The sequence below is a fragment of the Comamonas sp. GW821-FHT11H03 genome, from assembly GCF_058807955.1.
Map to the genome: position 1 here is coordinate 44,007 of NZ_JBXARF010000005.1, position 14,676 is coordinate 58,682.

General features: G+C 59.7%; 6 protein-coding genes and 1 other RNA gene. 4 read left to right on the forward strand and 3 right to left on the reverse strand.

Annotation, left to right across the window (positions count from 1 at the left end; all coding sequences use genetic code 11):
* The first annotated feature begins 286 nt into the window (after positions 1-286).
* From AC1RTQ_RS12675 to AC1RTQ_RS12685, 3 genes are read left to right on the forward strand one after another with little or no spacing between them, the layout of a single operon-like run.
* Positions 287-7,219, forward strand: a complete 6,933-nt coding sequence (locus tag AC1RTQ_RS12675; protein ID WP_492876202.1) for an Ig-like domain-containing protein — start codon at positions 287-289, stop codon at positions 7,217-7,219.
* Between the two features lie 36 nt (positions 7,220-7,255).
* Complete coding sequence (locus tag AC1RTQ_RS12680) at positions 7,256-8,620, forward strand: efflux RND transporter periplasmic adaptor subunit (RefSeq protein ID WP_492876204.1); 1,365 nt, start codon at positions 7,256-7,258, stop codon at positions 8,618-8,620.
* 5 nt (positions 8,621-8,625) lie between these two features.
* Positions 8,626-10,740, forward strand: coding sequence for a site-2 protease family protein (locus AC1RTQ_RS12685; RefSeq protein ID WP_492876206.1), 2,115 nt, complete (start codon positions 8,626-8,628; stop codon positions 10,738-10,740).
* Between the two features lie 174 nt (positions 10,741-10,914).
* Here the strand turns inward: AC1RTQ_RS12685 and AC1RTQ_RS12690 are convergent, their stop codons facing one another.
* Both AC1RTQ_RS12690 and AC1RTQ_RS12695 read right to left on the reverse strand, forming a co-directional pair.
* A complete protein-coding gene (locus AC1RTQ_RS12690) occupies positions 10,915-11,502 on the reverse strand; it encodes an NAD(P)H-dependent oxidoreductase (RefSeq protein ID WP_492876208.1) in 588 nt (195 codons plus the stop codon).
* Between the two features lie 75 nt (positions 11,503-11,577).
* Positions 11,578-11,961, reverse strand: coding sequence for a MerR family transcriptional regulator (locus AC1RTQ_RS12695; protein WP_492876210.1), 384 nt, complete (start codon positions 11,959-11,961; stop codon positions 11,578-11,580).
* An 891-nt stretch (positions 11,962-12,852) separates the two neighbouring features.
* On the opposite strand from AC1RTQ_RS12695, the gene rimO reads away from it, so the two are divergent.
* Entirely contained in the window at positions 12,853-14,259 is a 1,407-nt protein-coding gene (gene rimO, locus AC1RTQ_RS12700) for a 30S ribosomal protein S12 methylthiotransferase RimO (RefSeq protein WP_304350279.1), read from the forward strand.
* A 313-nt stretch (positions 14,260-14,572) separates the two neighbouring features.
* Here the strand turns inward: rimO and ffs are convergent.
* Positions 14,573-14,668, reverse strand: an RNA gene (gene ffs, locus AC1RTQ_RS12705) — signal recognition particle sRNA small type.
* Positions 14,669-14,676: the final 8 nt, after the last annotated feature.

The window sequence follows — 14,676 nt, forward strand, 5'->3', positions numbered from 1 at the left end:
ATGTTTTTAAATAAATATTTTAATATGTAAAATTTGTAATTCTGTTATAAATAATTAAATTGCAATAATGATATTGGCAATTATTGAGTATTAACTATCGGTTGTTGAAATCTGAGGAAGTATTATGAATTTTATAGACAAAAATTTATGGCGGCGTGTCTCAGGCATTCTGACCTCCACAAAGAAAAGTCAAATAAAATTTGATGTAACTTCAGATGTGTTGCGCCAAAGTTCAGCATTTCGACCAAGTAGTTCTGTAAGGCCATTGGCATTAGAGCAACGCTTTATGTTTGATGGCGCTGCAGTTGCCGTCGCTGCTGACCAGTTTCACTCGGCAACTCCTGATACGGCCCTAGACCATACAGCCAAAGTTACGGACAGCTCACAGCTTCACCCTATTGCACTGGACTCCTCACCTCCAGCAACCGCCCAGCAGACCGTTGTGTTTGTGGACGACCGGGTGAGAGACTATCAGCAGCTGGTTTCCATCCTTGCTGCGGATACACAGGTGGTCGTTTTAAACAGCAGCCAGGATGGCTTGCAGCAGATCGCCAACTATCTGGCTCTGCATTCGGGCACGACCACGGCTGAAATTCTCGCTCACGGCAATGCTGGTGAACTATGGCTGGGCAGTAGTTATCTGTCGACGGCTAATCTAAGCACGCATGCGGAGAGCTTGGCACGTATCGGAAACGGTTTGGTCGCTGGCGGCGATATCCTCATTTACGCTTGCAACACGGCGGAGGGAGAGGCGGGGCTGCAATTTGTTGATTCATGGGCTGCATTGACCGGCCGCGACATTGCAGCATCTAGCAACCGCACCGGCGTGGGCGGCGACTGGGACTTGGAGATCACTACCGGCAGCATCGAAAGCGCCAATGTGCTGTCGGCCAAGTCCATGAGTGAGTACCAGTGGGGCCTTGCGACCTGGACGGCCACCAACAATGCCAACACCGGGGTCGGATCGCTGCGCGCGGCGCTGGCATCGGCGCAGAACGGCGACATCGTCACGTTCAGTTCCGGCATGACGGTGCAATTGACCGCGGAGTTGCTGATCAACAAGAACATCACGGTTGACGGCGACCTGAACAACGACGGTGTTGCTGACGTCACGCTCGATGGTCAATACCGGACGCGGGTGGTGGAAATCACCTCCGGCAGTACGGTGACCCTGGATGGTCTGGTCATTACCCGGGGCCTGGTCTCGGGCAACGGCGGCAATGGTGGCTACGGCGCAACCGGCGCCATGGGGGGCGGGATTTTCAACGCCGGCACCCTCACGTTGAACAACGTCTCGGTCACGGGCAACGCGGCAGCGGGTGGCGGTGGCGGTGGTGGCGTCACGGGCGCCAACTACGGCGGCGGCGGTGGTGGTGGCGGTGGTCTTGGCGGTCAGGGCGGCGGCCATGGCGGTACTGCCGGGCCGGGCACCGGTACGCTGGGCGGCCAGGCTGGCAGCGGTGGTGTCGGCGGCTACGGCGGTGGCTACGACGCGACGCACATGGGCGGGCGCGGCGGCTCCACCACGGGCGGCGCCGGCGGTGCCGGCGTGTCCTATTACAGCAACGGCGGCAATGGCGGCACCGCCAACAACGGCACGATTTCCATTGGCGGCGGCGGTGGCGGCTCCGGCTGGGACAAGGTCGGCGGTGTCGGTGGCAACGCGGCCGGCGGCATTTACAACGCTTCCACCGGGACCCTGAAAATCGTCGGCACCTCGGTCATCAGTAACAACATCGGCGCTGGCGGTGGTGGTGGTGGCGGCAGTGGCCAGGGCAGCAACAACCTGAACGGCGGTGACGGCGGACGAGGTGTCGGCGCGATCTGGAACCAGGGCGGCACGGTGCTGATCACGGCCTCCAACTTCAGCTCCATCACTGGCAACGCGGCGGGCAGCGGCGCCGGTGGCGCAGAACTGGGCGGCGGCGTGACGGGCTCTGTACCGTTGGCCTTCGCGGCGATCTACAACAATGGCGGCACCCTCAACACCGCTTATGTGGAACCACCGGCCGCCACCATCGTGATGTCCGATACCGCACTGAAAATCGGCGAAACCTCGTTGGTGACCATCACCTTCAGCCGCGCCGTGACCGGTTTCACCAATGCCGACCTGACGATTGCCAACGGCACGCTGTCGGCCGTCTCCAGTGCTGACGGCGGTATCACCTGGACCGCGACCTTCACCCCGACCAACAACATCACCGACTCCACTAACCTGATCACCCTCGACAACACCGGGGTGACCGCGATCAGCGACGGCGTGGCGGGCGTCGGCACGACCAGCTCCGTCAACTACGCGATCGACACCGCGCGGCCAACCGTGACCATCGTGATGTCCGACACGGCGTTGAAGATCGGCGATACCTCGCTGGTGACCTTCACGTTCAGCGAGGCGGTGACCGGTTTCACCAACGCCGACCTGACCATCGCCAACGGCACGTTGAGCGCAGTGAGCAGCAGCGATGGCGGCATCACCTGGACCGGGACCTTCACCCCGACCGCCAGCATCACCGACACCACCAACCTTATCTCCCTGGACAACACCGGTATCGCCGACCTGGCGGGCAACGCCGGCAGCGGCACGACTGATTCGGCCAATTACGTGATCGATACCGTGCGGCCGACAGCGACCATTGTTGTGGCCGACACCAATCTGGCAGTGGGTGAAACCTCACTGGTGACCATCACCTTCAGCGAAGCGGTCAGCGGCTTCACCACCGCCGACATGACAGTGGCCAACGGTACCCTGACCGGCCTGAGCAGCAGCGACGGCGGCATCACCTGGACCGCCACGTTGACGCCGACCACCAACATTACCGACACCACCAACCTGGTCACCCTGGATAACACCGGGGTCGTCGATCTCGCCGGCAACGCCGGCAGCGGCACCACCAATTCCAACAATTACGCGATCGACACCGCGCGTCCGACCGCGACCATCGTGGTGGCGGACAACGCGCTGAAAATCGGCGAGACCTCGCTGGTGACCATCACCTTCAGCGAAGCGATCACCGGTTTCACCAACGCCGACCTGACGATTGCCAACGGCACCTTGACGGCGGTCAGCAGCAGCGACGGCGGTATCACCTGGACAGCGACGTTCACGCCGACCGCCAGCATCACCGACGCGACCAACCTGATCACGCTGAACAACACCGGCATCGCGGATATGAACGGCAACGCCGGCAGCGGCACCACCGACTCCAACAACTACGCCATCGATACCGTGCGCCCGACCGCGACCATCGTGGTGGCCGACAACAACCTGCGGATCGGTGAAACCTCACTGGTGACCATCACCTTCAGCGAAGCGGTCAGCGGTTTCACCAACGCCGACCTGACGGTCGCCAACGGCACGTTGAGCGCGGTCAGCAGCAGTGATGGCGGCATCACCTGGACCGCGACGTTCACCCCGAGCGCCAGCGTCACCGATACCACCAACCTGATTACCCTGGACAACACCGGCATCGTCGACCTGTCGGGCAACACCGGCAGCGGCACTACCGACTCCAACAATTATGCAATCGATACGGTGCGGCCAACCGCGACCATCGTGGTCGCCGACAGCAACCTTACTGCCGGCGAAACCTCTTTGGTGACCATCACCTTCAGCGAAGCGGTGAGCGGCTTCACCAACGCCGACCTGATCATTGCCAACGGTACGCTGACCGCCGTGAGCAGCAGTGACGGCGGCATCACCTGGACGGCAACGTTCACACCGAACCTGGGCGTCAACGACGCGACCAACCTGATCGTGCTGGCCAACACCGGCATCGCCGACCTTTCGGGCAACGCCGGCAGCGGCACGACCAACTCCAATAACTACACCATCGACACCGTGGTGCCGACCGCGACCATCATCGTGTCCGACCCCAGTCTGAAAATCGGCGAATCCTCATTGGTGACCATCACCTTCAGCGAGGCGGTCACCGGTTTCACCAACGCTGACCTGACGATTGCCAACGGCACGCTCAGCGCGGTCAGCAGCAGCGACGGCGGCATTACCTGGACGGCAACGTTCACGCCGACCAGCAACATTACCGACGCCACCAACCTGATCACGCTGGACAATACCGGTGTGCAGAACCTGTCGGGCAATGCCGGCATCGGCACCACTGATTCGAACAATTACTCAATCGACACGGTGCGTCCGACCGCCACCATCGTGGTGGCTGACACGGCACTGGGCGTCGGCCAGACCTCACTGGTGACCATCACCTTCAGCGAAGCGGTGACCGGTTTCACCAACGCCGACCTGATCATCGCCAACGGTACGTTGAGTGCGGTCAGCAGCAGCGACGGCGGCATCACCTGGACCGCGACGTTCACGCCGGCGGCGGGTATCACCGACACCACCAACCTGATCACGCTGGACAACACCGGCATCTCCGATCTGGCGGGCAACGCCGGCAGCGGTACCACCGATTCCAACAACTACGCGGTCGACAGTCAGCGTCCGACGGCGACCATCGTCATGACCGACAGTGACTTGCGTCCCGGCGAAACCACGCTGGTGACCATCACCTTCAGCGAGGCGGTCACCGGATTCAACAATTCCGATCTGAGTGTCGCCAACGGTACCTTGAGCAATGTTTCGTCGAGCGACGGCGGCATCACCTGGACGGCCACGTTCACGCCAAACATCGGCATCACCGACCTCACCAACCTGATTGTCCTGAACAACACCGGCATCACCGACCTGGCCGGCAACACCGGCACCGGCACCACCAGTTCGGCCAACTATCAGATCCATACCCAGGTGCCGACCGCCACCATCGTGGTTGCCGACACATCGCTCAGGGCCGGGGAAACCTCGCTGGTGACCATCACCTTCAACGAAGCGGTCAGCGGTTTCGACAACAGCGACCTGACCATCGCCAACGGCACGTTGAGCAACGTCAGCAGTAGCGATGGCGGCATCACCTGGACCGCGACCTTCACGCCGACCAACAACATCACCGACAGCAGCAACCTGATCACCCTGAACAACGCCGGGGTGGCCAACCTGTCGGGCAACAGTGGCGTCGGCACCACCGATTCCAACAACTTCGCGATCGACACTGCGCTGCCGACCGCCACCATCGTGGTCGCCGACAACCGCCTGGGCATCGGTGAAACCACCACGGTGACCATTACTTTCAGCGAAGCGGTGAGCGGGTTCGATCTGTCGGACATCAGCGTCGCCAACGGTGCGCTGTCGAACCTGACCAGCAGCGACGGCGGCGTGACCTGGACCGCGACCTTCACGCCGACAGCCAACGTCAACGACCCGACCAACCTGATCCTGATCGACACCGCCGGTGTCCAGGATCTGGCCGGCAACCTCGGGGCGAGCATCGCCATCTCCAACAACTACATCCTCGACGCGACCCGGCCGACCGTGAACATCGTGGTCGCCAACCCGCATCTGGGTATCGGCCAGAGCACCACGGTGACCTTCACCTTCAGCGAGGCGGTGAGCAATTTCGACCTCTCCGACCTGAGCGTGACCAACGGTGACCTGAGCAATCTGAGCAGCAGCGATGGCGGCAAGACCTGGACCGCGACCTTCACGCCGACTGCGAATGTCACCGACCCGAGCAACTTCATTGCGCTGGACACCAGCAACGTCACCGACCTTGCGGGCAACGCCGGCAGCACGGTGGCGGTGTCGAACAACTACGCCCTCGACAGCGAACGGCCGACCGCCACGGTGGTGATCGCCAATCCGAACCTGGGCGTCGGCCAGACCTCGCAGGTAACCATCACCTTCAACGAGGCGGTGAGCGGTTTCGACCTGTCGGACCTCAGCGTGGCAAACGGCACCTTGTCCAACCTGAGCAGCAGCGACGGTGGCAAGACCTGGACCGCGACCCTGACACCGACGGCTGATATCACCGACAGCACCAACCTGATCACCCTGAGTAACGCTGGCGTCACAGATGCTGCCGGAAACGCCGGCAGTGGCACCACCGATTCCAACAGCTACGCCATCGATACCGTGCGTCCGATCGTGACCATTGTGGTAGCCGATACTGCGCTGAAAACCGGTGAGACCTCGCTGGTGACTATTACCTTCAGTGAGGCGGTAATGGGGCTGGATATCGGCGACTTCAGCGTTGAGCATGGAGCCCTGAGTAACCTGATGTCCAGCGACGGCGGCAAGACCTGGACGGCGACCTTGACACCGACGGCAGGCATCACCGACACCACCAATGTGATCACGCTGAACAACACCGGTTATGTGGATGCGGCGGGCAACAGCGGAACGGGCACTACGGCATCCAATGTCTATGCCATCGATACCCTTGATCCGGTTGCGCCAGAAATCACTCTGGATCAAGCCACGCTGGTGAATGGGCGGCAAGTCTCGCCAACGGGCGTGGTCTTCATTTCTGCTCTGGAAGCAGGAGGCAGTTGGCAGTATTCCCTGGACAATGGCGTTTCCTGGATTGAAGGCCGCGGCAACTCCGTCCAGCTACCGGGTTTCGGGGCGTTCAGCATCTGGGTTCAGCAAAGGGACGTGGCAGGCAATGCCTCCCCGGTGACGTCACTCAACGCAGTTGTTGAGCCCCTGGTTCCTCCGGCGGTGCAGCCTCCAGGTCTCCCGGCCATGAATGATTTGCCAACGGGACTTGGTCTCGCACCATTTCAAGCTTCAGAGGTGTCAGAGCCGAATGCAGATTTTCTGCAGTCCACCTCGGCGGCGCTCAATACCTCGTCTCAACGCGGCGGGGCGCAGGGTTCTGAACATTGGTCCGGGCACGGAATTCCACAGTCAATTGCAGGCCTCAATGACTGGATAGGGATGTCTCTTTTTGCACCCACAGAAGCCATCCGCTACGGATTTGATCCGGCGCCGGCGCAGTTCTCCGTTTCGACGGGAGCCAGCATTCTGGATCTGAGGCCCGTACTCCTTGCGTCGGATAGCCCATGGGATATCGCGTCACTCCGGTTCAGCTTCGCCGACCGGCAGGAGTTGCCCGGATGGGTGCGCCTGGATCGTCAAAGCGGCCAGCTAACCATCAATGCCCCCAAGGATCTCAGCACAACGCTTGTCCTGCAGATCAAGGTCAGCGATGGAAAGGGCCACGAGTCGGTGCGTACGCTCAAAGTGGTCGTCGGCGATGCAAGGGTCACGTCCAGCGCACCCGCAGGGCGGGCTGGGCTGAGTGAGAAGATGGCCAATGCAGCGAATCAGCAGGCGGGGAAAAGGATGTCCCAGTATGTCCATGGTTGATGGAGTCATGAGTACAGCATATGAGGCGGTTGTGCGATGAATGCAGCCGTTTCTCCTCAGAACGCAAATCCGGCAATGGTGCTGCTCGAGCTTGGGCATCGAGCCAGGGCCGCACGCAGCAGCGCCGAACTGCGTTTTTTGCTGGTCAACGACAGCCGTTTGCTCGTGCCTTACCGTCAAGCATGTTTGTGGCTGGACAAGGAGGGTGTGACGGCGCTGTCCGGCGTGGTCGAGACAGACAGGAACACTCCTTATGCGCAGTGGCTGCACGGGGTTGGCCAGTTTCTCCAGGCGCAGCCATCCGTCCAGGTTCGGCGCATTGAACCGGCTCAGCTTCCTCTCGAGCTGGCCAGTTCCTGGAACGAATGGCTGGGTGCCTATGCGATATGGGTGCCTCTTGTGCAGGATGCGCAGACACCTGTTTGTTGCGGCGGGCTGTTGCTTTCAGGGGCGCAGCCTATTGAAGAGCAGCGTTTTCCGCTGCTCGCCGAATGGTGTCATATCTGGTTCCATGCGTACTCCGCATTGCAGGCAGGCCAGTCCAGGTTTTGGCGAAAGCCTGCGGTATCAATAGCTGCGGCCAGGAGCTGGTGGCAGAGAAAGCAGGTCTGGATCATTGGTGGGCTTATTGCGCTTGGTGCTGTCCCTGTACATATGAGCGTTCTTGCTCCGGGTGAACTGGTGGCAGCGCAGCCTGTGGTGTTGAGAGCGCCTTTGGATGGCGTCATTGATCAAATTCATGTCCAGCCCAATCAAATGGTCCGTAAAGGTGAGCGCTTGTTCGGACTGGATGAGGCGCAGATCAGCAGTCGGCTGGAGGTTGCCCGGCAAGCACTGCTGACCGCTGAAGCCGAGTACCGGCAATCTGCCCAGCTGGCCTTGGGCGACGCTCGCTCCAAGGCGCAACTGGCAGCGCTTGTCGGGCGCATAGGCGAGAAGCGCGCCGAGGTGCAATACCTGAGCGATCAGCGTGATCGCAGCCGGGTGCTGGCACCTGAAGATGGCATGGTTTTGTTTGACTCTCCCACCGAATGGCTAGGCAAACCTGTGCAGACCGGTGAACGGGTGATGCGTATTGCCCGGCCCGACGAGGTGGAAATCGAGGCCTGGGTTCCCATCGGTGATGCCATTCCATTGGCCCAGGGCTCCACAGTGAAGCTGTATCTGGCAGCGAATCCCATGGCAGGGCTGGAGGGCAAGCTACGGTATATGGCGTATGACGCCAATACCAGGCCAGATGGCAGCTACGCCTATCGAGTGCGTGCGTCCATGCCGCTCGCCAAGGAGGAGGCTCGTATCGGCCTCAAAGGCACCGCCAAGCTGCAAGGCGATTGGGTGCCTTTGGCCTACTGGGTTCTGCGCAAGCCCTGGGCCGTCCTGCGCCAGTTCTTTGCCTGGTAAGTCCCATGAGTAGTACCGCATGGCCTGCTTTGCGTGAAGAGCTGGATTTGCTTGCCGGTCCTGTGCTGCCCGATGGCCAGCCCAGCTGGACCTTGCATGATCCCGTACGCAACCTTTTCTTTCAGCTGGATTGGGCCAGCTTTGAGGTGTTCAGGCGCTGGCATCTGGGCGTCGCTGACGCGATTGTGCAAGATGTCTGTGCTCAAACGACATTGACGCTCCATGAGGAAGATGTGAAAGCGCTTTTGCAGTTTGCGCAGCGAAATGATCTGTTGGAGCCACCTCCCAATAGTGCCAATGCGCTGGCTGAGCGGTGGCAGGGCAGACGCTCAAGCTGGATGCAATGGCTTCTTCATAACTACCTCTTTTTCCGGGTCCCGCTGATCAGGCCTGATCGCTGGCTGACACGATGGGCGCCTTCGCTGGAATTTCTATTCAGCCGAACGTTTGGCTGGGTCAGCTTGCTGGCTCTGTTTGCTGGGGTCTGGGGCGTTTCACGCTCCTGGGGGGCTTTCACGGCCACCTTGGTTGATTCGCTGACGTGGCAAGGACTGCTGGCCTATGGTTTGACGCTAGGGTTTGTCAAGGTGCTTCATGAACTGGGGCATGGCTTGATGGCCAAGCGATTTGGATGCCGCGTTCCGACCATGGGTGTCGCCTTTCTGGTGCTTTGGCCGGTGGCATACACCGATACCAACGAGGTCTGGAAATTGACCCGGCACGATCAGCGCCTCAAGGTCGCGGGTGCAGGCATTGCAACGGAGCTGATGATTGCCGCATGGGCCTTGCTGGCGTGGGTCTGGTTGCCTGAAGGAGCCCCCAAGTCCATGGCTTTTTTGCTGGCTACTACGACATGGGTCAGCACGCTGGCTATCAATGCAAGTCCGTTCATGCGTTTTGATGGGTATTTTCTGTTGTCCGACTTTCTACAGATGCCCAATTTGCACTCACGTGCCTTTGCACTTGCACGCTGGGATATCAGAGAGAAATTATTCAAGCTCGGTGAACCTCCCCCGGAGTCTTTTACCGATGCCAAACGTCGCGGGCTCATCTTGTTTGCCTGGGCTACCTGGATTTATCGATTGGTTCTTTTTTTGGGTATTGCCGCCTTGGTCTATCACTTCTTCATCAAGGCGCTGGGCATCTTGCTGTTTCTGGTGGAGATTGTGTGGTTCATCGCCAAGCCTCTCTGGTCCGAGATTGCCGCATGGTATTTGCGCTGGCCTCAGATCGTCCGTAGTCGAAGAGCACGTTGGAGTGCCATCGGAGTCTTTGTACTTGTTGCACTTTGCTGGCTGCCCCTGCCTGCCCCAATTCGTACCGAGGGTATGTTGCAATCCAGCGAGATATGGCCTTTGCATGCGCTTGATGCATCGCAGCTGCAGCAGCAAATGTTTGGCGACGCACGCATGGTCGAGGTTGATGCCCCTGTCTTTATGCTGTACTCCCCGGCTCTCAAGGCTGCTCAGGCTCAAAACGATGCGCAGAGGACTCAGTATTCGCAGCAAATAGCGGCAGCAGGTTTCGACTCGGAGCTGCGCAGGGACTGGCAGGTTCTGCAAGAACGTCAACTACAGGCGGCCACCCAACAGCAGGCGGTGGAAACCGAAGCCAGTCGCTACCGTCTGAATGCCTTGGGCGCTGGAGTGCTGCGCGACGTGGATCCGGATCTTCGATCGGGAGACTGGCTGGCCCGAAATGAATTGCTGGGTAGAGTCGTGGGCAGCGATCGGCTGGAGGTTCTTGCCTATGTGCAGGAAGAAGATGTTCAACGCATCAGCATCGGCGACAGCGCAGTATTTATCGCTGACGCTGGCGTGGGGCCGGTATTGGATTTGACAGTGCGCAGCGTTGATCAGGATGCGAGTCGTACCCTCTCGGAGGCAGCGTTGTCTGCGGCAGCAGGAGGCATGATTCAGGTCCGAAGCATGCAAGGCACCCTATACCCGGAGCGTCCGGTCTACAGAGTGGTGCTGAATGTGGTGACACCGCTTGAAACAGACGCTGTTTTGCAACACCGTTGGCGTGGCAAAGTCAGCATTCGCGGCCAATGGGAAGCGGCTGCGGCGCAGTTTGTGAAGACTGCGACGAGTGTCTTTTGGAGGGAGGCAGGTTTTTAGCCTCAATGAATGACTGCAATGGACGGCGATTCAACCGGTCGATGCATCCGCCCCGCAGCAGGCTGTGGCCGTATTCCTTGGTCGCGCGGAGCTTCACGGAACGAAAGTAGGGTGGCTTGCCGATCCTTCCTGCCGCAGCAAAGAACGGTAGGTGAGAACTAAGGAAGGACGCTGTCAGCGCAAGCCTGCACGAGTGCCCAGCATGCGCACGCGCTCTATCCAGGCGGCGCGCTTGGCAGCACTGGATTTGACTACCGGGCCGAAACTGTGCACGTGCACGGGCCGGATCCCGCTGAATTCCAGGATGCCCTGCTTCATTTGCCGATGACCTGGTTGGCGCTGTACCCAGCGGTAGTACCAAGGAGGGAAATCCATTGTCACAAGCAGTTCAGCAGTGCGGCCGGTCAGCAGGCGGTCCCACAATGCAGAGTTGGCGCGGTATTTGAAAGCGAAACCTGGCAGGAAGATGCGATCCAGAAAGCCCTTGAGCAGCGCCGGTACTCCGCCCCACCATATCGGATAGACCCACACCAGGTGTTGCGCCCAGCTAATGTCGACCTGAGCGCCTTGCAGGTCGGTCTCCAGCGGCTGGCTATGCTCGTATCCGTGGTGCAGGACGGGGTCGAATTGCATTTCACCCAGCTCCAGCAGCCGGACCTCGGCTCCGGCGTGGCGTGCGGCATCGGCATAGGTGCTCGCCAAGGCGGCGCATAGACTGTTTGAGGAGGGTTGACCGAGGATGATGAGGATGCGACGGGACATTGTGATAGAGGGGGGCTGAGTTCGTAAGCCGTCAGCATCACCTTGTCCTTGGGGACAGAGTCAAGCCCTACAACGTCAAATGCAGAGAGGCCGTTCTAGTGAACGGCATGTCTTTGCACCGTCGCATGTGCTCAGTTCCATGGTCAATGCAGCCAGGGCGATGTCGGCAGCTTGCAGCCGCGCCAATTCGTCGGCAATGGCGCGTCGCCGGGTCTGGAGCAGCGCCTGGACGGCAGCAGCGCCGGAGGGGGTGTCGATGCTGCGTAGCGGCTGTAGCGCAGCCAGGCGAAAACCCAGCGACAGCGCCTGGCGGATCCACTGCACGCGCTGCACATCTTCCGGGTCGTAGTTGCGGTAGTTGCCCCGGCGTGCCACGGTGCCGAGCAAGCCGTGCGCCTCATACAGGCGTAGCGCTTTGGGCGTGCAGCCTGTGAGTGCGGCGAGTTCACCGATACGCATAGGTGACTCCCGTGCGCTTGGAAGCATGTCTCTTTCTTGCTGAAAGCGCTGTTGGCTCAGGGTGCATGGTTTCTTGGAGTCGTTTGAATGTGTTGTGGGAGTGGTTGACCCATGAATTCCGAGTGGTCGTGACAGGGGGCTCACGGTCATAGGCCTTGTCAGGAGCCATCGTGCGAATCTACGGCAATCCCATGGCGCGATTACAGCAAATTTCGGCGCGGCCCTGGCTTGTGTGCCTTGGCCTTCTGTCGGGAAAACTGATATGTCAGGTGTGCTTGCTCCGCGAGGTGATGATGTAAGCGCTGCCCAGGCGCAGTGGATTGGACGTTTGCGCCGGCCTGTCTTGATGTAACGCATACTCGACAATCGTCAGGGTTGTCGGCTTGTTCAGTGCTTTTCGGAAATCCTCCGCTAACGGCTTTGCTCTGGTGAGCAATGCCTTGCAGTCGCTCCTTTATCTGCTCATTTATCTGCTCATATTGACTGGGCACGCTGCAGCGAGCATTGAGGGGGCAACTATTGGATGCCTCTGGCTAACCAGAGGAGAGAGGTGGTTGCAAGCTTCCATCGGCATACCCTTAGCCCAGGGGAGACCTGGAGGGCGCGAGCAGCCTGGGGGCGCTGCTGGTAAAATCAACCGATTAACCTGTTTTGGGCCGTGTCAATGCTTGTTGATGACTCGGGCTTTTAATCCGTTGGTCGCGAGATTGAATCTCGTGGAACCAGCCAGAATACAGGCGCTACAGCTATAGAAGCGGTAGCGCCTTTTTCGTTTACCAGTTTTTCATCGTGCGTGTGGCTGGCTCGAACAACAGAGTCGAGTCTGCTGATCTGGCCGTTGAAATAAAATTTCTGCTTGGCGCGTAGACGCTGCGCTGCTGGAAAAATCAAATGAAATCAATCGACTCCGTTAGCCCCACGCAAACCGCAATCCCCAAAGTGGGCTTTGTTTCGTTGGGCTGCCCCAAGGCCTTGACTGATAGCGAGCTGATTCTCACGCAGCTCAGCGCCGAGGGTTACCAGACTTCCAAGACCTTTGAAGGTGCGGATTTGGTCATCGTCAACACCTGCGGCTTCATCGACGATGCCGTCAAGGAAAGCCTGGACACCATTGGCGAAGCTCTGGCAGCCAACGGCAAGGTGATCGTGACCGGTTGCCTCGGTGCCAAGGCTGGCAAAGAGGGTGGCTCCTCCATGGTGGCCGAGGTGCATCCCAGCGTGCTGGCAGTCACGGGACCCCATGCTACGCAGGAAGTGATGGATGCGGTGCATGCCCATCTGCCCAAGCCGCACGACCCGTTCGTGGACCTGGTGCCTGGCAGCTTTGGCGATGCTGGCATCAAGCTCACGCCCAAGCACTATGCCTATCTGAAGATTTCCGAAGGCTGCAACCATCGCTGCACCTTTTGCATCATCCCCAGCATGCGCGGCGATTTGGTTTCGCGTCCGATCGGTGATGTGCTCAAGGAGGCCAAGGCACTGTTCGAAGGGGGCGTGAAAGAGCTGTTGGTCATCAGCCAGGATACCTCGGCCTATGGCGTGGATGTGAAGTACCGTACCGGCTTCTGGGATGGCAAGCCCGTCAAGACCCGCATGCTGGAGCTGGCCGACGAGCTGGGCAAGCTGGCGCAGCAGCACGGTGCCTGGGTGCGTCTGCACTATGTCTACCCCTATCCCACCGTGGATGCGGTCCTGCCCTTGATGGCCGAGGGCAAGATCCTGCCTTACCTGGACGTGCCTTTGCAGCACAGCCACCCTGATGTGCTCAAGCGCATGAAGCGACCCGCATCGGGTGAAAAGAACCTGGACCGTATCCGCGAATGGCGCAAGATCTGCCCCGAGCTGGTGATTCGTTCCACCTTCATTGCCGGCTTTCCCGGTGAGACCGAGGAAGAGTTCGAGCATCTGCTTCACTTTATTCGCGAAGCCGAGATCGACCGTGCCGGCTGCTTTGCCTACAGCCCTGTCGAAGGTGCCACTGCCAACGAGCTGCCCGGCATGCTGCCCGAAGAGGTGCGCGAAGCGCGTCGTGCGCGTTTCATGGAAGTGGCTGAGGAAGTGTCCACCAAGCGTCTGCAGCGCCGCGTGGGCCAGGTCATGAAGGTGTTGGTGGACAAGGCGGTCAGCCTGGGCAAAAAGGGCGGTGTGGGCCGCACCTATGCCGATGCCCCCGAGATCGACGGCGTGGTTCACATCCAGCCGCCTGAAAAGGCCAGCAAGACCTACAAGGTGGGTGAGCTGATCAGCGTGCGCATCGTGGGCACGCAGGGGCATGATCTGGTGGGCGTTCCGGTTTGAGTTTCCATGGCACCGCTGTGCGGTGCCCTGTCAATCCGGTAAGAGAACCAAAAGGCCGCAATTGCGGCCTTTTTGCATCTGATTTCTTGGTTGTGGCTCTTGTCTGTCAATTGCCTGCGGGAGATCTTGAGGCAATGACGGGTTCAGCTCTGATCGGGTCGCTGCCGCCCCTGGAATCAGGTTGAGAGCCCAGACATGGGGCGTCGATGCGGAACACTTTTCCTGGGCAAAGCGCTGCAGCATGGTGTTGTGCATGGTGAAAAATGGCCTTTCTCGGAAGACAGCCTCTTGTTGTAAGAGGTTTCCATCGAAAGGTGACGAGCCTGATCTCGGCACTGTATCTACAGTTAGGGCTGCTTGGTTCCCCACCTGACCCGGTTGGCTGCTTCCCCATGCGAGGAGGCCCGTCACGCTCGA